Origin of the sequence: Streptomyces sp. NPDC052043, from assembly GCF_044548235.1 — a bacterium.
Taxonomy (GTDB): Bacteria; Actinomycetota; Actinomycetes; order Streptomycetales; family Streptomycetaceae; genus Streptomyces.
In genome coordinates, this window is the sequence record NZ_JBIUBT010000003.1 from 367,384 (window position 1) to 391,622 (window position 24,239).

At 71.7% G+C, this 24,239-nt stretch carries 24 protein-coding genes; 12 read left to right on the forward strand and 12 right to left on the reverse strand.

Going from position 1 to position 24,239, the window contains the following annotated elements; all coding sequences use genetic code 11:
- Positions 1–45 precede the first annotated feature (45 nt).
- Together ACIHCX_RS09515 and ACIHCX_RS09520 are read right to left on the reverse strand one after the other, a co-directional pair.
- Positions 46–1,344 (reverse strand): cellulase-like family protein, encoded by a 1,299-nt coding sequence (locus ACIHCX_RS09515; RefSeq protein ID WP_400028192.1) that lies wholly within the window; start codon positions 1,342–1,344, stop codon positions 46–48.
- 135 nt (positions 1,345–1,479) lie between these two features.
- Complete coding sequence (locus ACIHCX_RS09520; RefSeq protein WP_400028194.1) at positions 1,480–2,229, reverse strand: FadR/GntR family transcriptional regulator; 750 nt, start codon at positions 2,227–2,229, stop codon at positions 1,480–1,482.
- A gap of 192 nt (positions 2,230–2,421) precedes the next feature.
- Between ACIHCX_RS09520 and ACIHCX_RS09525 the strand changes: the two genes are divergently transcribed.
- The 7 genes from ACIHCX_RS09525 (at position 2,422) to ACIHCX_RS09555 (ending at position 9,502) form a co-directional block, all read left to right on the forward strand.
- Positions 2,422–3,771, forward strand: coding sequence for an ABC transporter substrate-binding protein (locus ACIHCX_RS09525; protein ID WP_400028196.1), 1,350 nt, complete (start codon positions 2,422–2,424; stop codon positions 3,769–3,771).
- 59 nt (positions 3,772–3,830) lie between these two features.
- Entirely contained in the window at positions 3,831–4,733 is a 903-nt protein-coding gene (locus ACIHCX_RS09530; RefSeq protein ID WP_400028198.1) for a carbohydrate ABC transporter permease, read from the forward strand.
- A complete protein-coding gene (locus ACIHCX_RS09535) occupies positions 4,730–5,650 on the forward strand; it encodes a carbohydrate ABC transporter permease (RefSeq protein WP_400028200.1) in 921 nt (306 codons plus the stop codon). Before ACIHCX_RS09530 ends, ACIHCX_RS09535 begins: the two co-directional genes overlap by 4 nt.
- On the forward strand, positions 5,647–7,722 hold the full coding sequence (locus tag ACIHCX_RS09540; RefSeq protein WP_400028201.1) for a beta-galactosidase: 2,076 nt from the start codon (positions 5,647–5,649) through the stop codon (positions 7,720–7,722). Before ACIHCX_RS09535 ends, ACIHCX_RS09540 begins: the two co-directional genes overlap by 4 nt.
- Positions 7,723–7,865: 143 nt before the next feature.
- Positions 7,866–8,333, forward strand: coding sequence for a DUF4231 domain-containing protein (locus ACIHCX_RS09545; RefSeq protein ID WP_400028203.1), 468 nt, complete (start codon positions 7,866–7,868; stop codon positions 8,331–8,333).
- Between the two features lie 60 nt (positions 8,334–8,393).
- A complete protein-coding gene (locus ACIHCX_RS09550) occupies positions 8,394–8,522 on the forward strand; it encodes a hypothetical protein (protein WP_400028205.1) in 129 nt (42 codons plus the stop codon).
- On the forward strand, positions 8,519–9,502 hold the full coding sequence (locus ACIHCX_RS09555) for an aldo/keto reductase (RefSeq protein WP_400028207.1): 984 nt from the start codon (positions 8,519–8,521) through the stop codon (positions 9,500–9,502). Before ACIHCX_RS09550 ends, ACIHCX_RS09555 begins: the two co-directional genes overlap by 4 nt.
- A 35-nt stretch (positions 9,503–9,537) precedes the next feature.
- Here ACIHCX_RS09555 and ACIHCX_RS09560 read toward each other — a convergent pair whose 3' ends face one another.
- Positions 9,538–10,959 carry a lipase maturation factor family protein gene (locus tag ACIHCX_RS09560; protein ID WP_400028208.1) on the reverse strand — a complete coding sequence of 474 codons (1,422 nt, stop codon included), beginning with the start codon at positions 10,957–10,959 and terminating at the stop codon, positions 9,538–9,540.
- Between the two features lie 100 nt (positions 10,960–11,059).
- On the opposite strand from ACIHCX_RS09560, the gene ACIHCX_RS09565 reads away from it, so the two are divergent.
- Positions 11,060–13,147 (forward strand): SpoIIE family protein phosphatase, encoded by a 2,088-nt coding sequence (locus ACIHCX_RS09565; RefSeq protein WP_400028210.1) that lies wholly within the window; start codon positions 11,060–11,062, stop codon positions 13,145–13,147.
- A gap of 59 nt (positions 13,148–13,206) precedes the next feature.
- Entirely contained in the window at positions 13,207–14,070 is an 864-nt protein-coding gene (locus tag ACIHCX_RS09570) for an Fpg/Nei family DNA glycosylase (protein ID WP_400028212.1), read from the forward strand.
- A gap of 15 nt (positions 14,071–14,085) precedes the next feature.
- Here the strand turns inward: ACIHCX_RS09570 and ACIHCX_RS09575 are convergent, their stop codons facing one another.
- The 3 genes from ACIHCX_RS09575 to ACIHCX_RS09585 all read right to left on the reverse strand — a co-directional run bounded on the left by ACIHCX_RS09575 (position 14,086) and on the right by ACIHCX_RS09585 (position 16,134).
- Positions 14,086–14,736, reverse strand: a complete 651-nt coding sequence (locus ACIHCX_RS09575) for a zf-HC2 domain-containing protein (RefSeq protein ID WP_400028214.1) — start codon at positions 14,734–14,736, stop codon at positions 14,086–14,088.
- A gap of 185 nt (positions 14,737–14,921) precedes the next feature.
- On the reverse strand, positions 14,922–15,437 hold the full coding sequence (locus ACIHCX_RS09580) for a hypothetical protein (protein WP_400028216.1): 516 nt from the start codon (positions 15,435–15,437) through the stop codon (positions 14,922–14,924).
- Between the two features lie 148 nt (positions 15,438–15,585).
- The gene (locus ACIHCX_RS09585) at positions 15,586–16,134 is read right to left on the reverse strand and encodes a sigma-70 family RNA polymerase sigma factor (protein WP_141355925.1); all 549 of its coding nucleotides are present in this window, start codon (positions 16,132–16,134) and stop codon (positions 15,586–15,588) included.
- A 210-nt stretch (positions 16,135–16,344) separates the two neighbouring features.
- Here ACIHCX_RS09585 and ACIHCX_RS09590 point away from each other — a divergent pair, with 210 nt between their 5' ends.
- Positions 16,345–17,511: a CapA family protein gene (locus tag ACIHCX_RS09590; protein WP_400028218.1), complete on the forward strand. Its 1,167-nt coding sequence runs from the start codon at positions 16,345–16,347 to the stop codon at positions 17,509–17,511.
- A 6-nt stretch (positions 17,512–17,517) separates the two neighbouring features.
- Here the strand turns inward: ACIHCX_RS09590 and ACIHCX_RS09595 are convergent, their stop codons facing one another.
- Complete coding sequence (locus ACIHCX_RS09595; RefSeq protein WP_400028219.1) at positions 17,518–18,015, reverse strand: MarR family winged helix-turn-helix transcriptional regulator; 498 nt, start codon at positions 18,013–18,015, stop codon at positions 17,518–17,520.
- A gap of 57 nt (positions 18,016–18,072) precedes the next feature.
- Here ACIHCX_RS09595 and ACIHCX_RS09600 point away from each other — a divergent pair, with 57 nt between their 5' ends.
- A complete protein-coding gene (locus ACIHCX_RS09600) occupies positions 18,073–18,897 on the forward strand; it encodes an alpha/beta fold hydrolase (protein WP_400028221.1) in 825 nt (274 codons plus the stop codon).
- A 208-nt stretch (positions 18,898–19,105) separates the two neighbouring features.
- On the opposite strand, the gene ACIHCX_RS09605 is transcribed toward ACIHCX_RS09600, so the two are convergent.
- The 4 genes from ACIHCX_RS09605 to ACIHCX_RS09620 all read right to left on the reverse strand — a co-directional run bounded on the left by ACIHCX_RS09605 (position 19,106) and on the right by ACIHCX_RS09620 (position 23,177).
- On the reverse strand, positions 19,106–20,518 hold the full coding sequence (locus ACIHCX_RS09605) for an amino acid permease (RefSeq protein ID WP_400028223.1): 1,413 nt from the start codon (positions 20,516–20,518) through the stop codon (positions 19,106–19,108).
- 141 nt (positions 20,519–20,659) lie between these two features.
- Complete coding sequence (locus ACIHCX_RS09610) at positions 20,660–21,139, reverse strand: universal stress protein (RefSeq protein ID WP_400028225.1); 480 nt, start codon at positions 21,137–21,139, stop codon at positions 20,660–20,662.
- A gap of 155 nt (positions 21,140–21,294) precedes the next feature.
- Positions 21,295–21,969 carry a class F sortase gene (locus ACIHCX_RS09615; protein WP_400028227.1) on the reverse strand — a complete coding sequence of 225 codons (675 nt, stop codon included), beginning with the start codon at positions 21,967–21,969 and terminating at the stop codon, positions 21,295–21,297.
- Positions 21,970–22,250: 281 nt separating this feature from the next.
- A complete protein-coding gene (locus ACIHCX_RS09620; protein WP_400028229.1) occupies positions 22,251–23,177 on the reverse strand; it encodes a hypothetical protein in 927 nt (308 codons plus the stop codon).
- 21 nt (positions 23,178–23,198) lie between these two features.
- Here ACIHCX_RS09620 and ACIHCX_RS09625 point away from each other — a divergent pair, with 21 nt between their 5' ends.
- The gene (locus ACIHCX_RS09625; RefSeq protein WP_400028232.1) at positions 23,199–23,570 is read left to right on the forward strand and encodes a hypothetical protein; all 372 of its coding nucleotides are present in this window, start codon (positions 23,199–23,201) and stop codon (positions 23,568–23,570) included.
- Between the two features lie 133 nt (positions 23,571–23,703).
- Here ACIHCX_RS09625 and ACIHCX_RS09630 read toward each other — a convergent pair whose 3' ends face one another.
- Positions 23,704–24,132: a hypothetical protein gene (locus tag ACIHCX_RS09630; RefSeq protein ID WP_400028234.1), complete on the reverse strand. Its 429-nt coding sequence runs from the start codon at positions 24,130–24,132 to the stop codon at positions 23,704–23,706.
- Positions 24,133–24,239 lie beyond the last annotated feature (107 nt).

A 24,239-nucleotide genomic window follows, 5' to 3' on the forward strand; every position in this document is an offset into this window, starting at 1 on the left:
TGTGCTCCTTCGACTGAGTCTGCTGGGGACGGTTTCCGGGGCCGGTCAGCCACCCTTGGTGATACGTGCGTTGATGCGGCGCAGCCATGCCTGGTCGGTGTGCCACATGGGATGGTGCGGCGCGGCGTTGGAGGTCGGGACGACGCCCCAGAAACCCGCCTGCAGGCATCGGTCGACGACGTACTCCGCGATCTCCCGGCCGGCCGCGTCCTCTTCGAACCGGGCCAGACGGGGGGTGTAGCCCACGACGCCTTCGCCGAGAACGGCCGGGACGTGGTGGTCGCGCGCGAAGCCCGCCACAGCGTCGACCCAGGTGGACAAGGTCTCGAGCATGGCTTCGCGATGGGCGGGATAGTGGTCGTACAGCCACTGGTCCCACCGGTCGGGGTCGACCCAGTCGTGCACGTAGAACAGCTCACGCGGAATTCCGGTGGCGGCAAGCTGCCAGGGCTGGTCGGGCCGGTGGTCGCCGAAGTCGGCTGCGTCGTGGCGCAGCATGGCGACGAGTTCGGGGGTCGGCCACCGGGTGGTCCTCGGCCGTTCCTGTGTGCCGTGTCCCAGGCCGACGGCCTCGTAGAGGGATCCGAGCACGCCGTAGACGTAGAAGTGGAAGTGGGCCACCTGCGCCTGCGCCGGCAGGTCGGAAAACTCCTGCGGCCAGGGTTCGCCCAGCGAATAGGTGACGGGTATCCGGGGGTGACGTGCCCGGAGAAGGTCCACGGCACGTCCCAGTGGGTCACGCAGCCGGGCGTAGTGGCCGCGGTCGTCGGCCGGAACGAGGGCACAGTTGTCGACCTCGTTGTGCACCTCGACGTAGGCGATCGGGTCGGCCAGGCCGTGCGCGCCCAGGAAGTCCACGAGATCGGCCAGCGCCTCGGCCATCACCTCCGCACGCCGTCCGGGCGGGACGTCGGACAGGGCGCGATGCCACCGGTCGCTGTCGACGAAACACGGGGACTGCTGGTACTCCCACGAGGAGACGATGACCCGGCAGTCGTGGCGGGCGGCGGCCTCGAACAGACCGAGGAGCCGCTGTCGCCCGTCGAGCCGGTACCCGCCGCGCACGTCGTACCAGCGTGTGCGCCGGCCGAAGTCGTCGCCGAGGCCGCGGATTCGCAGCGATGACTGGTCGGGGACACGGCCGGAGAACAGCAGGAAGGGCATGGCGCAGATGCGCACCGTGGTGAAGCCGCGGTCCACGGCCTGGGCGAAGGCCTCGTCGATGTCGGCGAAGGGCTCCCCGGGCCCGGCCTGGGTGTACCAGCTGAAGTCCCACAGGGTGATGGCCAGTCGGGTGGGGGAGGGTGGCGGGGGAGCGGCGGTTGCGGTTCCATCGGTGTTCACGGCTCATCCATCGGGTCGGAGTTCGGTGCTCGTACACGCGATGTGACAGGGTGCCGGTCTGGTCGGGGGGCTGGTGGGGGATCGGTGCGCCGGTGGCGTGCAGGTGCCGTTGCCGGTCGGCCGGGGCTGCTCGCTTCAGGGCACGTGTGCCGGTGCGGTCTGTGGGGCGGTGGCTGCCCGGCGTCGGTCGGAGTTCTGCAGACTGTCCAGATCCTGGCGTGCCTGTGCCAGCAGTGCCCGCATGGCATGTTCCGCGTCGTTCGAGCGCCCGGCACGGACGGCCTCGAGGACCGCCCGGTGGCTGGGCACGGGGTCCTGCGCATGGGAGCCGGCGTGGACCAGCCTGTCCCGTTCGGCCAGGCCCACGGTGATGACGACTTCCGTCTGCTGGAGAAGTTCGTTGTGCGCGGCCGCGAACAGCGCGCGGTGGAAGGCCAGGTCGGCGTCCACGGCGTCGGCGGCCCCTGCGACGGCCGCGTCCATGGACGCGATCGCCTCGTCGAGGCGGGCGAGATCCTCGTCGGTCCGCCGTTCGGCGGCCAGCCGTGCCACGGCCGGTTCGACGATGCCGCGGACCTCTGCCAGTTGGTCGAGGACGGCCTGGTTGTCCTGCTGCGCGAAACGCCAGCGCAGCACGTCCGTGTCGAGCAGGTGCCAGTTCTCCCGCGGGAGCACGATGGTGCCGCGTTTCTGCCGGGCCTCCACCATGCCCTTGGCCGTCAGAACCTTGAACGCCTCGCGCAACACCGTACGACTGACGCCGAGTTCCTCCTCGAGTGCGGGTATGTCCAGCACATCGCCGGGTCCAGCACGTCCGGACGTGATCCTCGTGGCGAGCTCGTGCACGATCTGCCCGTGCAACCCCCGCCGGGTGTAGGCGTTCACAGGCCCTCCCGTTTCCTCTTCCGGCCGACGCGGGTCCACCCGCCGAGCGTCACGGTACATCAATTCATTTTTTATTACTAATACTTGACAGGGTGACAGCCCACCCCCACTCTCAAGGCCAACGGACAAGGGCCTGTCAGGCAGGCGGCACATGGACGTGCTCCGTTCGCCGCCCGGAGGAAGGACACCCTCATGAGCATCTCCTTACGCAGGCGCTGGGGCGGCCTCGCCGCCCTGCTGGCGGCCACCCTGCTGACCAGCGCTTGCTCCGGTTCCGACGGCGGCCACGGGACGGCGTCCGGCGACGGCGTCCAAAAGGCCCACAAGGCGGGCCAGAAGGTCACGCTCACCTTCTGGTCCTGGGTCCCCGGCGTCGACAAGGCGGTCGACCTGTGGAATTCCCAGCACCCCGACGTCCAGGTCAAGCTGGAGAAGATCCCCTCGGGCAACGCGGGCGGCTACGCCAAGATGCACGCCGCCCTGAAGGCCGGCACCGCCCCGGACCTGGCGCAGGTGGAGTACCAGGAGATCCCGTCCTTCCTGCTCGACAACAGCCTGGTCGACCTCGGCACGTACGGCGTGCGGAAGTACCAGGACAAGTTCATCGACTGGCAGTGGCAGCAGGGCGTCTTCGGCGACGGCGTCTACGCCGTTCCCCAGGCCTCCGGACCGATGGCGATGTTCTACCGCGCGGACCTGTACAAGAAGTGGGGCATCACGCCGCCCAGAACCTGGGACGAGTTCGAGCAGGACGCCAAGAAGATCCGCTCCGCCGATCCCAAGGCCTACATCTCCACCTTCCCGCCCGGCAACTCGGCCTGGTTCACCGCACTGGCCTGGCAGGCGGGCGCCAAGTGGTTCGACGTCAAGGGCGACAGCTGGGTCGTCGACATCGACAACCCCCAGACGGAGAAGGTCGCCGCCTACTGGGACCGGCTCCGGCGGGAGAAGCTCATCAAGACCGAGCCGGACTTCGCCAACGGCTGGTACAAGGACCTGCAGGACGGCGGCGTCGTCTCCTGGGTCAGCGCCCAGTGGGGCGACGCCATCATCAGCGGCAACGCCCCCAAGACCGCCGGCGACTGGCGGGTCGCCCCGATGCCCCAGTGGTCCGCCGGCCAGAACGTCTCCGCCAACTGGGGCGGCTCCTCCACCGCCGTCCTCAAGGGGGCCGAGCACACCCCCGAGGCCCTGCAGTTCGCGGTGTGGCTCAACAGCGACCCCAAGAGCATCGACCTGCTCATCAAGGGCGGCTACGGCTGGCCGGCGGCCACCGACGCCTTCAAGGGCTCGGCGCTCGACCAGCCCTCGGAGTTCTTCGGGGGACAGAAGTACAACGACCTGTTCGCCGCGGCGGACAGGACCATCGACAAGAGCTGGAAGTGGATTCCCACCGTCGACGCCACCTACCAGCACCTCAACGACGGCTTCCAGGCCGCGGTCGCCGGCCGGGGCACCTTCGTGGACGCGGTCAGGAAGGCGCAGCAGCAGACCGTCGCCGACCTGAAGGCCAAGGGACTCAAGGTCTCCACCGGCCAGTGAACGTCCGATCCCGGGGCGGCCTTCCACGGCCGCCCCGGGCACCGAAGAGGGAGAGATCCATGCCCATCCGCGCACGCGGACGGCGCAACCTCGCCCCAGTGGCGTTCGTGGCGCCGTTCCTGAGCCTGTTCGCGCTCTTCTTCGTCCTCCCCATCGGCTACGCCGTTCACCAGAGCCTGATGGGGGTCGAACGCACCGGGCCGCTGGGACTCGGCGGCACCAGGGACGTCTTCGTCGGCCTGCACAACTACGGCCGCGCCCTGTCGGAGGGCGCCTTCGTCCACAGCATCCTGCGCGTCCTGCTGTTCGCAGCCGTCCAGGTGCCCGTGATGATCCTCCTGTCCACCGCACTCGCGCTGCTGCTGGACACCGCTTCCGCCCGCGGCGTGCGCTTCTTCCGCACCGCCTACTTCCTCCCCTACGGCGTGCCCGGCGTCATCGCCTCCATCCTGTGGGGCTTCCTCTACGTCCCCGGCGTCAGCCCCCTGGTGGACCTCCTCGACGCCACCGGCATCCACCTCGACCTCCTCGGCGGCACCACCGTGCTGTGGTCCATCGTCAACATCGTCACCTGGGAGTTCGCGGGCTACAACATGCTCGTCATCGTCGCGCAACTGCGCACCATCCCCGGCGAGCTGTACGAGGCCGCACGCATCGACGGCGCCACCGGATGGCAGACCGTGCGTCACGTCAAGCGGCCACTGCTCCGCCCGGCCCTGGTCCTCACCACGGTCTTCACCCTCATCGGCACCCTCCAGCTGTTCGCCGAACCGCTGGTGCTCAAGCCGGTGTCGACCAGCATCGGCAGTACCTACACCCCCAACCTCAGCGCCTACAACGAGGCGTTCACCAACAACGACTACAACCTCGCCGCCGCCGAGGCCGTGCTGCTCGCCCTGGCCGCCTTCGTCCTCTCCTTCGGCTTCCTGCGGCTGATCAACCGAAGGAGCCAGGACACATGAGCGTGGACACCCCCGCCCGTTCCACCCCTTCGCCCACCGCCGTCCCGCCGGCCACGCGCCGCCGGACCGGGACCAGCGGCGTCACGCTCAGAAGCCGCATCGTCGTGGTCGGCCTGCTGACCGTGGCGGCCGGGTACTTCCTGCTGCCGGTGTACTGGCTGCTGGTCGCCGCCACCAAGTCCACCGGCAGCCTGTTCGGGAGCTTCGGCCTGTGGTTCTCCCACCCGCAGTTCCTGCACAACCTGCGCCACCTCCTCAGCTACGACGGCGGCATCTACCTGCGCTGGGCGTTCAACAGCGTGCTGTACGCCGGCGTCGGAGCAGCCGTGGCCACCTTCCTGTCCGCTCTCGCCGGCTACGCCCTGGCCAAGTACCGCTTCCGGGGCAGGGAGACGATCTTCAACATCATCCTGGGCGGCGTGCTGATCCCGGGCACCGCCCTGGCCCTGCCCCTGTACCTGATCTTCAGCCGCGTCGGCCTGGCCAACACCTACTGGGCCGTCCTGCTGCCCAGCTTCGTCAGCCCCTTCGGCGTGTACCTGTGCCGCATCTACGCGGCCGCCTCCGTCCCCGACGAACTCCTCGAAGCCGCACGCCTGGACGGAGCCGGGGAGTTCCGCATCTTCCGCGTCGTCGGCCTGCGGATCATGACCCCGGCACTGGTGACCATCTTCCTGTTCCAGTTCGTCGGCGTGTGGAACAACTACTTCCTGCCGCTGGTCATGCTCTCCGACCCGAAGCTGTACCCCATCACGCTGGGGCTCACCTCGTGGCAGTCCTTCGCCGACCGTCAACCCGACCTGTACCAGCTCACCGTCGGCGGAGCCTTCGTCTCCGTGGTCCCGCTCATGATCGCCATGGTCGTGCTCCAGAGGTTCTGGCGCGCCGGCCTGACCCAGGGGAGTGTCAAAGCATGATCCACCATGACGGTTCCGGTACCGGCCCCGCCGACCGCCTGCGCGCACGCCTCGGGCGCATCGCCTTCGGCGGCGACTACAACCCGGAGCAGTGGCCGGAGGAGGTCTGGGCCGAGGACATGCGGCTCATGAAGGAGGCCGCGGTCTCCATGGTGAGCGTGGGCATCTTCTCCTGGGCCGAGGTCGAACCGCGTCCGGGGCAGTTCGACTTCACGCGGTTCGACCGGATCATGGACAACCTGGCGGCCAACGACATCGCCGCCTGCCTGGCGACGATGACGGCGTCCCCGCCGCCCTGGCTCTCCCACCGGTACCCGCAGTCGCTGCCCGTCCGGGCCGACGGTGCCCGCATCTGGCCGGGCGCCCGCCAGCAGTACTGCCCGTCCAGCCCGGTCTACCGTGAGTTCGCCGGACGCCTCGTCGACCGGGTCGCCGGCCGCTACGCCGACCACCCCGCGCTCGCGCTGTGGCACGTCGGCAACGAGTACGGCTGCCACATCTCCGACTGCTACTGCGATGTGTCGGCGGCGGACTTCAGGCGCTGGCTGCGCGAGCGGTACGGCAACCTGGACGGACTCAACGACGCCTGGTCGACGAGCTTCTGGTCGCAGCGGTACGGCGACTGGGACGAGATCCTGCCCCCGCGCCTGGTCTCCGGCTTCGGCAACCCCGCGCAGCGCGTCGACTTCGCCCGGTTCAGCTCGGACGCGATGCTGGACTGCTTCCTGGCGGAGAAGGAGATTCTCCGCCGGATCACTCCCGAGGTCCCCGTCACCACGAACTTCCTGTCCGTGTGGAAGCCGGTGGACTGCTTCCGCTGGGCCGAGCACCAGGACGTCGTCAGCCACGATTCCTACCCCGACCCGCACGACCCCGACTCCCACGTCGAGGCTGGGTTCGCCTACGACCTCATGCGCTCGCTGGGGCACGGCCGGCCCTGGCTGCTGATGGAGCAGGCTCCCAGCGCGGTCAACTGGCGCGAACGCAACGGCCCCAAGGCTGCGGGCCTGATGCGCCTGGGGAGCTGGCAGGCGGTCGCTCAGGGAGCCGACTCCGTCATGTACTTCCAGTGGCGCCAGTCCCGTGGAGGCGCGGAGAAGTACCACTCCGCGATGGTGCCGCACGGCGGGAGCGGGACGCGGACCTTCCGCGAGATCCGGGCGCTCGGCAACGAGCTGGCGGGCCTTTCGGAACTGGTCGGCTCGACGGTCGGGGCCGACGCCGCACTCGTCATGGACTGGTCGAGCTGGTGGGGGCTCGAGCTCGACTCGCATCCGTCGTCGGACCTGCGGCAGATGGACGCGAACCTCGCGCACTACCGGCCGCTGTTCGAGGCGAACGTCACCTGCGACGTGGTCCATCCGAGCTGGGACCTGTCGGCGTACGGACTGGTCGTCGTCCCCAACCTCTACATGGTCGACGAGGCGGCCGCCCGCAACCTGGCCGAGTACGTCAGAGAGGGCGGGCATCTGGTGGTCTCGTTCTTCTCCGGAATCGTCGACGAGTGCGACCGTGTCCACCCCGGCGGGTACCCGGCTCCGCTGCGCGATCTGCTGGGCCTGCGGGTCGAGGAGTTCTGGCCGCTGCCCGAAAACGGCAGTATCGACCTCTCCTTCACCGACGCGCCCGGGCAAGTCCCCCGCACCGGTGCCACCGGACGCCTGTGGTCGGAGGACATCCACCTCGAGGGCGCGCAGGCGGTGGCGACCTTCGCCTCTACCGAGCTCGCCGGCGGGCCCGCGGTGACACGCCACGGCTTCGGCGAGGGTGTCGCCTGGTACCTCGGCACCCGCCCGGACCCGGCGGCGACGCGGGCGTTGTTCGACCGGATCCGCCAGGAGGCCGGTGTCGACCCGGTGCTGCCCGGCCTCCCGGAAGGGGTGCAGGCGGTGGTGCGCCGCGGCAACGGGACCCGGTACCTCGTCCTGCTCAACCATTCCGGCTCCGACGCCCGCGTCCAGCTGCCCCGCCCGGCCCGTGACCTGCTGTCGGGCGGCTCGCCCAGCCTCGTCGTCGATCTCGGACCGGCCGGCGTGGCCGTCCTGGCAACGGAATCCGACCTCCCCCGCTGAGCGTCAGCGGGGCGAGCGAGAGCCTGGTCGAAGCCCGCCTCCGGAGGGTGCGGCGCGCGTGACACCCAGGACCGGGGGCGGCGCGGCGGGATCGCGCCGCGCCGCCCCTTCCCGGTGGGGTGCGGGGCCACGATGATGTGGCGATGACACGAAGAACGGTGCCCGACCACTCCTGGGCCGCTCAACCGGATCCCCTGCTGGCCCTGGCCGACCGGGAGTTGACGTTCTACATCCGGTCCTGCGAACGGGCCAGGCGGCTGCACCGCGGCACCGAGCTGGGCGCCCTCGCCACCACCTGTGTGACGGTCGTCGCCGCCGGTCTGCACGCGCCGGCCTGGCTGACCGCGATGATCGCGGGCGGTGCCGTGTTCTTCACCGGCATGCGCCAGCTGTTCGACCCCGGCTCCCGCTGGGTGCTCACCGCGCAGGCACGGGAGACCCTGCGCCGGGCCGTCGACCGGTACCTGCTCCTGCCCGAGCCGGAACGCGACGCCGCGGCCCGGCAGACCCTGCGGGCGGTGATCGAGGAGGTCGGAGCCGACGAACTGCGCGCATGGTCCGAGTCCCGGACCCGCAGCCCCGAACCACCGCTGCCGGCCCCCGGTCCCTGAGCACGACCGGAACCCCGCGCCGACCGCGAGCGTCCCCCACCACCGACCGAAAGGCCCTCCGTGCCCCCGACACCCGCCCGCATCACCGCGGTCGACCCCTACGACCCCTACGACAGCTACCACACCAGCGACACCCGTTTCCCCGCCCACGGCACGCGGGGCCCGCTGCCGTGCCCGGAGGCCCGGTGAGGACGCTGGGCAGGAGCGGGGTCGAGGTCAGCGCTCTCGGCTTCGGTGCCGCCGCCCTCGGCAACCTCTACACCGAGGTGGACGAGGAGCAGGCACGAGCGGCCGTGACCGCCGCCTGGGAACAGGGCATCCGCTACTTCGACACCGCCCCGCACTACGGCCTCGGCCTGTCCGAACGCCGCCTCGGCGCGGTCCTGCGCGGCCTCTCGCGGTCGGCGTACTCGGTCTCCACGAAGGTGGGCCGCCTGCTGGAGCCCGCGGACGCGGGCGGCAGCGATCTCGCCCACGGTTTCGCCGTGCCCGCCACCCACCGACGGGTGTGGGACTTCAGCGCGGACGGGGTGCGGCGCGGTCTGGAGGCCAGCCTCGAACGACTCGGCCTGGACCGCGTCGACGTCGTCTACCTCCACGACCCCGACGACCACGCCGAGCAGGCCTTCCGCGAGGGCTACCCGGCGCTGGAGGACCTGCGCGCCCAGGGCGTGGTCGGGGCCATCGGGGCGGGCATGAACCAGGCGGAGATGCTGACCCGCTTCGTCCGCGACACGGACGTGGACGTGGTGCTGTGCGCCGGCCGGTACACCCTGCTCGACCAGCGCGCCCGTACGGAGCTGCTGCCCGCGGCCGTCGAGCGGGGCGTGTCCGTCGTCATCGGCGGCGCCTTCAACTCGGGTCTGCTGGCGGACCCCAGGCCCGGAGCCACGTACAACTACGCCAGTGCGCCACCGGAGCTGGTGGACCGTGCCCAGCGCATGAAGGCGGTGGCCGACCGGTACGGCCTCACCCTGCGGGGCGCCGCCCTGCGGTTCTGCGCCGACCACCCGGCCGTGGCCTCGGTCCTGGTCGGCACCCGCTCGGCCGGCGAAGTGCGCGACTGCGCCGAGCAGTTCGCCGCTTCGGTGCCCGCCGCCTTCTGGCAGGAACTGGAAGACAGCGGACTGCTGCCCCCGCGGGAACCGCCGGGAGAAGGGACGCCGTGACCGTCGGTTCCTCTCCCTCTCCACGCGCGCGGCTCTCAAGGCTCCCGGGTGTCGGTGGCCAGCCGGATCGGCGGCAGGAACTCCCGCACATAGGTGCGGTCCCAGCAGGCGCCGGTTGCCCGCAGCTGCCGCCAGGTGGTGTAGCGGTAGCGGAAGAGCCGGGCGCGGACGTAGCGCGGGGGCTCGTCCGGAGGGAAGGGGGAGCGGCGCAGCAGCCGGAGCGTGTGGCGGTCGTTCTCCAGGAGCCGCTCCACCATCGCGCCGAACCAGACGTCCGCGTAGGCCGGGGACAGCGCGGCGAACCACATCATCCAGTCCAGGCGCAGATGGTAGGGCGCGAACTGGCGCGGCCAGTGCCGGGGAGCACCGGGCTTGCCCCGGAACTCGTACTCCCGCCAGTCCGCGTCCTCGTGCGGCACCTCGTCCAGCGTGCCCTCGACCACCACCTCGTAGCGGACACGGCTGACGCTGCCGAACGCGCCGTAGGTGTTGACCAGGTGCAGCGGGTCGAAGGAGCGGTTCATGACCTGCCGGCGGGAGACCATGTTCACCACCGGGTGGTAGCTGAGGAGGACCACCAGCGCGGCCACGGCCAGGACCACGACCTCGTACCACAGCGGCGCGGTGGTCCCGGGCGACGCGCTCCCCGGGAAGCGGACCGCCGACAGCGCCAGCACGATCGTGAGCCAGTTCAGCCAGGCGAAGTTCCCGGACAGCACCAGCCACAGCTGGGTGACGATCATCAGCGAGGCGCCGACCGTGGCGATCGGCTGCGGGGTGAACAGCAGGAACGGCACGATCAGCTGCGTGACGTGGTTGGCGGCCACCTCCGCCTTGTGCAGGGGCCCGGGCAGATGGTGGAAGAACCAGCTCAGCGGGCCCGGCATCGGCTGCGTCTCGTGGTGGTAGTGCAGACAGGTCAGCTTCCGCCAGCACGCGTCGCCGCGCAGCTTGATCAACCCGGCGCCGAACTCGACGCGGAAGAGGATCCAGCGCAGCAGGAACAGCACCACCACGGGCGGGGCCACCTCGTCGTTGCCGAGGAAGACCGCGAGGAACCCGGTCTCCAGCAGCAGCGACTCCCAGCCGAAGCCGTACCAGGTCTGCCCCACGTTGACGATCGACAGGTACAGCGCCCAGGGGACGAGCCACAGCAGCATCGCGGCCCACAGCGGCACCAGCGAGTCCACGCCCGCGACCAGCGCCGCCGACACCGCGCACCCGGTCCAGGCGACCGCCGCGAAGAGCCGGTCGGAGTAGCGCAGGTGGAACAGGCTCGGCGCCCGGGTGAACGGCACCCGCTCGAGGAAGCGGGGGATCGGCAGCATGCCCCGTTCGCCGAGCAGCGCGCGGAACTGGAGGGCCGCCGTCAGGAACGCGACCAGATACACCGCGGCCAGCGCCCGCTGGAAGACCAGCCGGCTCAGCCAGTACTCGGATGCGGTGAACCACCCCACGATCGAGCGCTCCTGTCCTCTCGTCCTCCCGGAACGTCACGGGCCCCGGTTACCCCACCCCCGGCTCGAAGAATCAGCCAATCCCTGGCAAGGTGTCCCCATGGCTGAACAGGGAGCGCCCGCCCTGTCTCTCCCGGAGGACTGGCCCGCCCATCCGAATCCCATCCTGGCGCTCAACGGCATGGGCACCTTCGACTGGGACCTGGACGCCGGGCTCGTGCACATGGACGCCCAGGCCCACCGGATCTTCGACCTCACCCCCGAGGAGAACGACGGCCGTCCGCAGACCGTGGGCGAGCGGCTGCTGCGGTCCGAGCGTGAGCGCCTGGACGCGCTGGTGGCCCGGACGATGAAGGAGGGCCGCCAGAACTACGGCACCTACGTCCGCCTGCGCCGCCGCGACGGCGGTCTGCGCTGGGCCCACGTCCAGGGCTACATCCAGCGCGACGAGGCGGGCCGGCCGCGCAGGATCATCGGGATCCTCCGGGACGCCTCCGAGGAACTCGGCGACATCGCCGCGCGCCGCGAGCGGGCCGCCCAGGCCGTGGCCCGGCGCAGGCAGACCAACGTCGTGGAGGCCGCCACCGCCGCCCTCGCCCACGCGCGCACCGTGCAGGACGTCATCGACGTGGTCAAGGACTCCCACGGACTGGCCCTCCTCGGCTCCAAGAGCCTGGTCCTCGGCCTGGTCGAGGCCGGCCGCATCCGCCTCGTCGCCGAGGGCCCCGACGGCTCCTCCGTGCCGGGCACCAGCGTCACCCGGATCGACGATCCCTACCCGATGAGCGAGGCCGTGCGCACCCTCAGCCCCTGCTTCATCGAGTCACCGGAGGAGTTCGCCGAGCGCTACCCCATCCTGTGGCCGCACATCACGGGTCTTGACATCACCGCGGCGGCCTATCTGCCGCTGATCGCCCAGGCCCGCCCGATCGGCGGCATGGGCCTGCTCTACAGCGACCGCCGGGGCTTCACCCTGGAGGAGCGCAACGTCCTGATCGCCCTCGGCAGCAGCATCGCGCAGAGCCTCCAGCGGGCCATGCTCTACGAGCAGGAGAAGGACCTCGCCCAGGGCCTGCAGCAGGCCATGCTGCCGCGCACCATCCCCAGCGTGCCCGGCGCCGACGTCGCGGTCCGCTACCGCTCCGGCTACGCGGGCGGCTCCCTGGGCCGGGACATCGGCGGCGACTGGTACGACCTGATCCCGCTGCCCGGCGGCCGGATCGGCGCCGTCATCGGCGACGTCCAGGGTCACGACACGCACGCCGCCGCCGTCATGGGCCAGTTGCGCATCGTGCTGCGCGCCTACGCCGCCGAGGGCCACGCGCCGGCCACCGTGATGGCCCGCGCCTCGGTCTTCCTGCACGAACTCGACACCGACCGCTTCGCCACCTGCCTGTACGCGGAGGCCGACCTGTCCACCGGCGTCGTGCAGCTGGTGCGGGCCGGGCACATCGACCCGCTGGTCCGGTACGACGACGGAACCTGCCGCCGGATCGCCGTCGACGGGGGCCTGCCGCTCGGTCTGTCCGCCGAGTTCGGCAGCCTGGACTACCCGGTCGGCACCATGGAACTCGACCCCGGGCAGTGCCTGGTGCTGTGCACCGACGGTCTGGTGGAGGAGCCCGGCGCCGACCTGGACGACGGCATACGGGCCCTGGCGCGGTCCGTCGCCGCCGGACCCGACGACGTGGGGGACCTCGCCGACCGGCTGATCGCGATGGCCGAGGCGCGCGGCGGCGACGACGACGTGGCCCTGCTGGTGCTGCGCCGCCAGGTGCCGGCCGAGCGGCAGCCCGTCGGCCGGCTCCAGCGCTACGTGGCCCCCGGCGACCCCGAAGCCCTGGCCCGGACCCGGCACATGATCCGCACCGCGCTGCGGGACTGGGGCATCCAGAAGGACTCGTACGAGGTCGAACTCGTGGCCGACGAGCTGATCACCAACGTCCTGATGCACACCGAGGGCGCCGCGATCGTCACCCTGCGGGTCCTCGGCGGACCCGACCGGCGGCTGCGGATCGAGGTCGAGGACTCCTCCAGCGCTCTGCCGCGCCGCCGCGACCCGGGAGAGCAGGGCGTCTCCGGCCGGGGACTGCTGCTCGTGGACCGGCTCACCGACGTGTGGGGCGTGGAGGCGCGCGGTGGCGGCAAGTGCGTGTGGTGCGAGTTCGCGGTGCCCGAGGAGAGCTGAGGGCCGGGACGTTCGGCGCACCGCGTGGCGTCCCGGGGCTCCGGTGGCACTCTGGACTCATGCCGGAACTGCCCGAGGTCGAAGCGCTCAAGGACTTTCTGACCGACCACCTGGTCGGCCACGAGATCGTGCGCGTGCTGCCGGTCGCGATCAGCGTGCTGAAGACGTACGACCCCCCGGTCACCGCCCTGGAGGGCCGCGAGGTCACCGCGGTGCACCGGCACGGCAAGTTCCTGGACCTGAGCACCGACGGGGGCCCGCACCTCGTCACCCACCTGGCGCGCGCGGGCTGGCTCCAGTGGAAGGACCGGCTGCCCGACGGCGCGCCCAGACCGGGCAAGGGGCCGCTCGCCCTGCGCGTCGCACTGGAGACCGGCGCGGGGTTCGACCTCACCGAGGCCGGCACCCAGAAGCGGCTCGCGGTGTACGTCGTAGGGGATCCGCGGGAGGTGCCCGGCGTGGCCCGCCTCGGCCCCGACCCGCTGGCCGACGACTTCGACGAGGAGCGGTTCGCCCGGCTGCTCGCGGGAGAGCGGCGCCGGATCAAGGGCGCCCTGCGCGACCAGAGCCTGCTCGCGGGGGTCGGCAACGCCTACAGCGACGAGATCCTGCACGCGGCGCGGATGTCCCCGTTCAAACTGGCCGCCTCCCTGACACCGCAGGAGACGAGCACCCTCTACGAGGCGCTGCGCACCACCCTGACGGAGGCGGTCGCGCGTTCCAGGGGCCTTGCGGCCGGACGGCTGAAGGCGGAGAAGAAGGGCGGACTGCGGGTGCACGGTCGGACCGGCGAGCCCTGCCCGGTGTGCGGGGACACCATCCGTGAGGTGTCCTTCAGCGACTCCTCGCTCCAGTACTGCCCGACCTGCCAGACGGGCGGGAAACCACTGGCCGACCGGCGGCTGTCCCGGCTGCTCAAGTGAGGCCCGCCGGACGGCTCAACGCGAGTCGAGGGTGACCAGGGGCCGTCCGTCCGCGGTGCGCACCTCGAAGCGGGCGATCTGGCCGGGATGCAGGGTCGTGCCGCCCGCCACCGTGCTGGTCCCCGTGTCCTGCGGGGAGGCGCTCCAGGTGGTCACGGTCTGCTCCGAGCCGTCGCGGGCGACCACGACGAGCCGGCAGGAACGGGGGCCCGCCCCGCCCCTGACCCGCACCTCCACATCGCTGCCCCAGTCGCGGTCGGCGGCCCTGACCTCGGCCCACACCCCCGTGGCCGCGTCGGTCGCCGTGTACCGGGCGGGTCCGCCGTGGTGCCCGGCGACGGCGGCGACCGCGGGTCCGGACACGGCGAGCACCACCGAGGCGGCCAGACCGTAGAGGACACGCCGCCGTCCGGCCCGGCGCCGCCGCGCCACCTCGCCGACCAGACGGTCCAGCAGCGCGGGGCCGGGCCGGGTCATGGGGTGCACGAAGCGCGGCGTGGCCCGCCGGTACAGCATCAGCTGCCGCGCCGTGGGCCCGAACTCGGTGACCTGCGCCGCGCAGCGAGGGCACTCCATGAGGTGGTCCTCGAAGCGGAAGGAGTCCGCCTCGTCCAGCATGCCGAGCGCGTACGCGCCGACATCGCGATGCCGTTCCAGGGACCTCATGCCGAATCCTCGTGCCTGTGAGTGCGGGTGGGGTTACTCCTTGCTCCGACCCGTACGCACCCGGCACCGAAATCACTCAGCCACGTTCCGAATCGTAATCAAGACCTTCGGGGCGTCCCCTCCCGCGGTCCGGTGCGCGTCCGAGAAGGCCCTGGAGGACGAGAAGGCCCTAGAACGAGAAGGCCCTAGAAGAGGTGGATGGCCAGATGCCCGAGGGGCAGTCCGAGCTGCCAGGCGGGCGTCCACACCTTCGGTCCCTCGTCCTCGCCGACCACGCCCGCACCGCCCGGCACCGCGTCCAGGTCGGGCGCGAGCAGTTCGGTCTCCTCCAGCCAGCGCCAGGCCGCCCCGGCCAGCGCCAGGTCCGGCGAGGGCACGCCGCCGGCGTCCGCCTCGGCCGCCAGGCCGGCCATCCGCTCGCCCACCCAGTCCTGCCACGGCTGGTCGTACGCGGTCAGGGACAGCCACGTCTCCAGTTGGGAGACCACCCGGACGCGGGACAGCTCACCGCCGGTGTCGGAGAGGAAGATGGTGAGCGCCAGCGCGTCCCGCCCGGCGCGGAACTCGAACGACGTCGGCGGCATCAGATCGCCGGTGCGCAGCAACTCGTCGGCGATGTACTCGGCGTACAACCAGGCCATGGGGACGGCCAGTTCGCCGCCGCCCGGGCCGTCCGTGCTCTCGTGACCTCTGTGCAGCATCCCTTCCCGCCTTCCTCCGGTGCGCGCTCCTCGTCCGACCCCGGGTCCCGGGGTCCGCCCCCCTGTCGGAACACGGATGAGGACAGCCGATTACCCAACGGTGGTCCACGGCAAGGCGCTTTACGGAGGTTTGACTCGGGAGTCGGTTTCACCGCAGGTCGGCCGCGTATCCCGGAAGCATCCGGCGCAGGGCGCGCAGCGCGTAGTACGCGCGGGACTTCACGGTACCGGGCGGAATCCCCAGGGTCCGGGCGGCCTCCGCCACACTGGCCCCCCGGAAGTACACCAGCACCAGGACTTCACGGTGCTCGGGAGTGAGTGTCTTCACAGCCTCCCGGACGTCGAGCGTCGCGGCGGACCGCTCGGCGTGGTCGGCGATGACCCGCGCGTTCTCCAGGTCCGCGTCCCCGACCTCCGGCGGCCGGGCCTGCCGGGCGCGGCGCGCGTCGATGGCGAGCCGGCGCGCCACGGTCAGCAGCCACGGCCGCACCGAGTCGAAGGCGTCGGCGCGCAGCGCCTCGGGGTGCTGCCAGGCGCGCACGAGCGTCTCCTGGAGCAGGTCCTCGGCGCGCTGGCGGTCGCCGTCGCACAGGCGCAGCAGCAGTGCGAAGAGCGGTCGGCCGTGCTCGCGCTGCAGTGCGGCGAGCTCGTGCTCGGCGGTCGTCGTCCCGTGCGGGAGGGTGGTTCCGGCCGTCATGGCCGTATCGCATCGCAGAGGGTCGCACGGGGACAGGGAGCGCGCACCGCTGTGCGACGGACGGTCGATCGCGTCGACGAACGGTACGACGAACGGTCCGTCAGGCCCCTTGTCGGACACGGACGGGCTAACGGAGGGCCGATACCGTTTGCGAAAGCCGTCAGATTCGTACCCATTTGTCTGTCCATACGACCGCCATGGGGTGAACTGATGATCGCACGCAGACAGCAGGTGTCCCTGGTCGTGACGGCCCTGCTCACCGCGGCCGCCGCCTGCCAGGCCAACCATCGGGAACAGCAGCCCGCTCCGCCCGGACGGGCGGCCCCGACGGCGACAAGAGCCGCGGCCGCCCCCGGCGCCTTCACGCTCGTCGCCTCCGGCAGCATCCTGCCAGAGAGCTCGGTCCTCGAACGGGCCGCCTTCGACGCGGGCGGCCAGAGCCACGACTTCCGACCGATGCTCGCGGGTGTCCAGGACATCGTCTCCCGGGCGGATCTGGCGCTGTGTCACCTGGGCACCGCCCTCGGCGCCGGCCCGCCCTACACCGGCGCCCCCCGCTACAAGTCCCCGCCCGAACTGGCGCCGTCCCTCGCCGCGGCGGGGTACGACAGCTGCGCCACCGCCTCCGAACGCGCCCTGGCCGACGGCGCCGACGGCGTCCGGAGCACCCTGGACGCCCTCGACCAGGCCGGGCTGCACCACGCCGGTTCGGCGCGCGGCGAGAGCGAGGCGCGCGGCACGCTCCTCCAGGCCGGGCACGCCGTCGTCGCCCACCTCGCCTACACCTACGGCACGGACGACGCCCTCCCGCCCGACCAGCCGTGGGCCGTCCGGGTGATCGACGAGAAGCGGATCGTCGAGGACGCCCGGGCCGCCCGCCAGGCGGGCGCCGAGGTCGTGGTCGTCTCCCTGAACTGGGGCCGGGCGTGGCAGGACGCGCCCGACGCACAGCAACTGGACCTCGCCCGGAAGCTGACCGCCTCACGCGACGGCGGCCGGCCCGACATCGACCTGATCCTCGGCAGCCACGCCCATGTCCCGCAGGCCTACGAGAAGGTCAACGGCACCTGGGTGGTCTACGACCTGGGCGACCAGATCGCCGGCCAGCCGGCCGACGAGCGCGGCCGGCAGAACCCGCGCGCCAACCAGAGCACCCTCGCCCGCTTCACCTTCTCCCCGCCCGCCCGGCCGGGCGGGCGCTGGGAGGTGTCCCGGGCCGAGTTCGTCCCCGAGGTGTTCGACATCGACGCCGGCCGGGTGGTGAACGTGGGCAAGGCCATCGCCCAGGGCGCCGACCTCCGGGGCGTGCGCGACCGGATCAGCGCCGCGGTGCTCAGCCGGGGCGCGGCGAAGGACGGGCTCGTCATGGGGGAGTGAGGCCGGTCAGTCGACGTCGACGTGCTCGAAGAGGTCGAGCATCTCCCCGAGCACGCGCAGGCACGCCCGTACCTCGGGCTCCGTCAGATCGCCCCCGACCCGGCGCAGCAGCAGGTGCTCACGCTCCAGCACCGCGGTGATCGCCGCCCGGCCCGCGTCCGTGAGCCGGATCAGCGACGAGCGCTGGTGCGCCGGGTTCGGGACGCTGCGCACCAGGTCGCGGGCCGTCGCGTCGTTCACCATGCGCTGCACGAACTGGCGGCTGATCGCCTGCGCGCGCCCCATCTGCGGGACGGTCATCGGGCCGTGCTTGTGCAGCAGGTCGAGCACGGCCCGTACGCCGACGGACAGACCTTCGACGGCCTCGCCCTGCTCGACCTCGCGCTGCACCCGCCGGTACAGCGGGCCCACCAGATCGAACACCTCGGTGAGGCGGTGGCCGAGTTCGTCCGGCGGGAGGGGGGTGTCGGGTCCGTCGCCGACGGCGGTCTCGATGTCGCTCATCACCCCATCATGACACCTTGGTTGCCAAACCCTCCGCAGAATGACACCCTGGTTGTCATGACTGCTGCTGTGGATCCGTGTTTCCTCCCCTCCTCCGACGGTGACCTCGCCTACCTCGACACCGGCAGCGGGGACCCGGTGGTCCTGCTGCACTCCGGCTGGGTCGACCACCGCGTCCTCGACGCCCAGATCGCGGCGCTCGCCGCCGAGTTCCGGGTCATCGCCCCGGACGCACGCGGCCACGGCTTCTCCGCCAACGCGACCAGGCCGTTTTGCTGGGCCGACGACGTCGCCGCACTGCTGCGCCACCTCGACGCCGGCCCGGCGGTCCTCGTCGGCGTCTCGATGGGCGGCGCCATCGCCACCGACACCGTCCTCGAGTACCCGGAACTGGTCCGCGGGGTGGTCGTCTGCGGCGCCGCGACGAGCGAGTTCCAGTACACCGACCCCTGGGCGCGGCGGATCCAGGCAGAGTCGGCCCGCGCCCTGGGCTCCGGCGACATCGACGGCTGGCTCACGTCCTTCCTGAGCTTCGCGCCCGGTCCGCACCGCGCCCTGGAGGACTTGGACGAGGACATCCCGCGCCGGCTGCGCGACCTGGCCCTGCACACCCTGTCCAAGCACACCGCGGACGAGAAGGACTGGCGGGTGCCCCTGACCGGCACCTGGGACCGCGTGCCGAAGGTCGGCGTCCCCGTGCTCACCGTCAACGGCGCCCTCGAAACACCCGACCTCGTCGCGGAGGCCGAACGCCTCGCCCGCACCGTCCCCGACGGCCGCTCCGTGACGATCGAGGGCACCGCCCACTACGCCAACCTGGAGAAGCCGGAGGAGTTCAACACGATCGTCGCGGACTTCCTCCGCGCCCTGCCCGCCCGCTGAGCGCCCTCGGTCCGGCGGTCCCCGGCAGGGCTTAGGGCCTGTTGCGAAAGTCCCGCCTGCCTCGCGACGCCATGCACGCACTCTCGCCGCACCGGGCCCTGACCCAAGTACGTCCAGTACGAGGGTCAGGGCCCGGCACGCCGAGAGCACGCACCTGACGCCGCGAGGCCCGCCCTCCGGGCGGACGACGGGACTTTCGCAACAGGCCCTAACGCCCGGCCAGCTCCGAGCGTTTGTACGAGTACCCGAAGTAGATCACGCACCCGATCAGGAACCACACGGCGAACCGCACCCAGGTCTCCCACTTCAGGAACGTGATCAGCCACAGCGAGAAGACCACACCCAGCGCCGGCACGAACGGCATCCACGGTGTGCGGAAGCCGCGCGGCAGGTCCGGCTGCCGGTAGCGCAGCACGATCACCGCCGTGCACACCACCACGAACGCCAGCAGGATGCCGATGTTGGTCAGTTCGGCCGCCTCCGCGATCGGCAGGAACCCCGCGATGACGGCCGACGCCACCCCGACGATCCACGTCACCCGCGTCGGCACGTGCCGCGTGGGGTGCGTCTTCGCGAACCACTTGGGCAGCAGCCCGTCCCGGGACATGGCGAACCACACCCGGGTCACGCCCAGCATGAACGTGAACATCACGGTCAGGATGCCGATGATCGCGCCCACCGCGATCACGTCCGCCAGCCGGGTCAGCCCCACCGACTTGAACGCGGTGGCGAAGCCGCTCTCCTTGTTGATGTCCTTGTAGTTCTGCATGCCGGTCAGCACCAGGCACGCCGCCACGTACAGCACCATCGCGATCGCCAGGGAGTAGATGATCGCCTTCGGCATGTGCCGCTGCGCGTCCTTGGACTCCTCGGCCGCCGTCGACATCGCGTCGTAGCCGAAGACCGCGAAGAACACCGTCGCCGCACCGGTGAACGCCCCGCCGACGCCGTAGGGGAAGAACGGGTGGTAATGGGCGGTGTTGACGTGGAACACGCCCACCCCGATCACCACCAGCACGACCAGTACCTTCAGCACCACCACGATGGTCTCGAAGCGGGCCGCGCTGCGGATGCCGAGGTTCAGCAGCCAGGCGATCAGCAGGCACAGGATCGCCGCGAAAAGGTCGACCCGGTGCCCGGCGCCGGTGCCGGGCGCGCCCAGCATCCAGGCGGGCAGATGCGCGCCCATGTCCTGGATCAGGAAGCTGAAGTAGCCGGAGATGCCGATCGCGACCACCGCCACGATCGCCGTGTACTCCAGGAGCAGGTCCCAGCCGATGAACCAGCCGGCGAACTCGCCGAGGACCGCGTAGCCGTAGGTGTAGGCCGAGCCCGCCTTCGGGATCAGGCTCGCGAACTCGGCGTACGACAGGGCGGCCGCCGCGCTGGCCACACCGGCGACGAGGAAGGACACCAGCACCGCGGGACCCGCCGTGCCGTTGGCCACCGTGCCGGCGAGCGTGAAGATGCCCGCCCCGATGATGCCGCCCACACCGATCGCGGTCAGCTGCCACAACCCGAGTGATCGCTGAAGGCGCGGTCCTTCGGTGGCTTCCGTCTCCTCGATGTGTTCGATGGGTTTACGGCGGAGAATGCCCTCACCCATCCGGAGCCCGGCCATACGTCTCACCTCTTCGCAGACGGCAAACGGCTGACGGCGGATCATGATGGCCCAGCACCGGCTGGTACGGAAGACGTCACGCAGGTACCGGGCGGCGGCCCCTGGCCGCCCGCCGCGGTGTCCCGGCGCGGGGAACGGCCCCTACGGGACGACGGTCACCGGCCAGCGTCCCGCCTTCACCAGGCGGATCGCGACCGAGCCGATGATCCGGTGGCCGGCCTGCTCCGAGGCGCCCACCACCACCGCGTCCGCCCGCAACTCGTCGGCGGCCGTCACCAGGCCGTTGTACGGGTCGCCGGGGAAGGTGTGGAACTCCCAGCGGACCTCGAATATCCCCTTCAGCCGCTCCGCGGACTCCCGGATGTACTGCACGAGGTCCTCGGCGATCTCGTCGGTCGTCTCCGCCACGGGGGCGCCGAGCGCCGCCCCCGCCGTCATCACCGGCTGCACGTACACCACGGCGAGCAGCGCGCCCTGCCGGCGGGCGAGACCGGCGGCGTACGCGGCGGCCCGCATCGAGGAGTCCGAGCCGTCCACGCCGACGACGATGACCTTCGGCCCGTCCGTGCCCCGCTCGAACCGGTGCGCGTGCCGCTCGTGCTGCTCGTGCTGTTCCGTCACATGTGCGAGGCTATCGGAATCCCCGGTTCCCAACGCCGTGCGGGCCCCGCGCACCGCTGCCGCGGGGCGCCGCGCGCAGGCGACGCCCCGCGGCGGACGCACCGGGAGTACACCTGAGCGGACCCCGGCCCGGCGCCCGCCCGGGCGGGGTCCGCTCAGCGGACCTCGGTCAGGCGGGCGAACACGACGACGTTCCCCTGGTATCCGGTCTGTTTCGTGTAACCGCCGCCGCAGGTGATGACCCGCAGTTCCGGCGCGCCCTTCGAGCCGTACACCCGGTCGCCGGGGAAGTTGTTCTTCGCGAACACCTCGACGCCGTACACGTCGAACACGGCCGTCTTGCCGTCCTGGCGGTGGATTTCGATGCGATTTCCCTTCCGCAGGGCGCCGAGCCCGTAGAACACCGCGGGTCCCGCGGCGTTGTCCACATGGCCGTCGACGACCGACGTGCCCTTTTCCCCGGGCGTGACCGCGCCGTTGAACCAGCCGGCCAGATTCGGGTCCGCCGGCGGTGGCGCGGCGACCCAGCCGTCCGGGTCCACGCCGACCGGTGTGATCGGCGCGTCGATCTGGAGCACGGGGATCCTGATCCGGTCCGGCACCGAGCGCGACAGAGGTGGCAGGGCCGCGCCCGAGGGGAGCGGCGTGTGCGCGATGTCCGGCGCGGCTGCGGTCGCGGGCTGCGGCGGGCTGACGTCGAACTCTCCCGAGCCGTTGCGGATCAGGGCGAGTCCGGTCAGCAGCGCAAGCGCTATCACACCCCACGGCGCGCGCTTCCTCGGTGCCTCCCGCTCCTCCTCGATGAATCCGGTCAGCTCTTTCGCAGGCATTCGGCATCCCCTCTCGACCCGGCCGTCGCCGCGTCGGTCGCGCATGCGAGAACGCTAAGTCCGGCGCGCGCAACCGGCGACGGGACGCACGCGAACGGGTGGCCGCGCCTTTTTTCCGTGCGCCATCCGAGGCGGCCCGTAAGAGTCATTTCTGACGGTCCGTGACCTGCGCCGATATTCAATGGGGTGAAGGTCCCGAGGAATTGGCTCACCGATACGGACCAGCCCCGAAATGCGCCCGCGTGGAGCGCGTCCGAGGGTCGGTGGCGGGAGGTGCTTTGTCACCGATCGACCGGGTACGGGTCCCCGGGGCGCCTTCCACGGAGGATCACATGCGTACTACTCGTACCCTCTTGGCCCCCTCGGCCCCCTTGGTGGTGCTGGCCGCGGCGGTCGCCGCGGTCGGGCTCGCCGCCCCGCCGGCCGGGGCGAAGGGCAGCGAAGTCCCCGTCATCACACGGGACGGCGGCGTGGGAGGGGGGCAGGGAGGCGGTGCAGGAGGCGGTCCGGGCGTCGGCGTGGGCCCGGGAGGTGGTGGAGTCGGCCCCGGAGTCGGCCCCGGAGTCGGCCCGGGAGTCGGCCCGGGAGTCGGCCCCGGGTTCGGGACGGGGGTGGGTCCGGGGTTCGGGACGGGTGTGGGGCCGGGTGTGGGTCCGGGGTTCGGGACAGGGCTGGGTCCGGGGTTCGGGTTCGGTCCCGGATTCGGTCCGGGGATCGGGCCGGGCCGTGGACAGGTCGGCGGATTCGGTGAGTTCCGTGGTTTCGGCGAGTTCCGCGGCGGTGACCGGGGCGACCGGTTCGGTGAGTTCCGTGGTTTCGGCGAGTTCCGCGGCGGTGACCGGGGCGACCGGTTCGGCGAGTTCCGCGGGTTCGGTGAGTTCCGCGGCCCGGGCCGGGGAGACAGGTTCGACGAGTTCCCCGGCCGCGGCGTCGGCGGCTTCGGTGGAAACTTCGGTGGGAACTTCGGCGGTCCCGGCGGTCCCGGTGGCCCTGGTGGCCTGGTCGGTCCTGTCGGCCCCGGTGGCCTGGGGGGCTTGGACAAGGGCGGCGAGGGCGCGGGCCCGGGCGTCGGAGTGGGCGGCCTGGGGGGTACCGGCGACAAGGGCGGCGAGGGCGCGGTTCCCGGCGCCGGATCGGGTGCCCTCCCCGGGGGCGGTACGGGCGCCGGTCTCGGCGGCGCGCCCGGCCACGGCGCGGGCGGCGTCCACAGCATCCTGCCCTCGCCCGGCGTGATCGCCCGCGGCGGTCAGCTGGTGGTCACGATCGACGGCTGCCGCGAGGGCGGGACCATGTCGTCCCACGTGTTCTCCCAGGCGATGCTGCGGCCGTACGACGGCGCCGGTGAGCACGCCAGGGGCGTCGTGACGATCCGCGACGACGCCCGTCCCGGGACCTACGACCTCACGGTCGACTGTGACGGCCGGCGGATGACCCAGCCCAGCGCCTTCACCGTCGTCGGCGCTGTCCAGGGCGGAGTGGGCGGTGGCACCACCACCGGCGCCACCCCGACCGACATGGCCATCGGCGGCGGGCTGATGGCGGCGGGCGTCGTCGGCGGCGGCGTGCTCTGGATGCGGCGCCGGTCCGGCAGGCGCTCCTGACGGCTCCTCCCCCTGATCCGGCCCCGCTCCCGTGTGCGGGGCCGGATCTCTTCCTGCTCCCGGCGTACACCGCAAGGCGCCCCGGACCTGGAGAGGTCCGGGGCGTAGGCCTGTCCCGAGGGGAGAGGAGCGATCAGGCGGCGCTCTCCTCGCCGGTGCGTCGGCGGGAGAAGTAGTACGCCGTGCCGATCGAGCCGCCGATGAGCACGGTGCCCATGCCGATCTGCTTGAGGTCGAAGCCGGTGCCGGTCCCGCCCACGCCGGCGCGGACGCCGTGCTGGAAGTGCTCCGATCCGCTGTCGCCGCGACCGCCGAAGCGGCCCTCGTCGTCATCGCCGTAGCCCGAGCTGCCGCTGCCGCTGTACGAGCGGCTGTCGCCCCCGCTGTAGGAGCGGCCCTCGTCGCCGCCTCCGCCGCTGCTGTAGGAGCGGCTGTCACCGCCACCACCGCCGCCGCCGTAGGAGCGGCCGCCGTCCCCGCCGCTGGCGACGGCGGCCGGCGCGCAGAAGGTGAGGGCGCCGACGCCCAGTAGTGCGGCCGAGACAACACCTATTACGCGCATGATGGGTCCTCCGGTCCCCGAGGAGCAGCAGCGGACCTTTTCCGCTTGTTCCGTGTATGCGCCTCGCTGACCAAAACGCTAGGGAGATGTCCACTCCGGCGCGATTG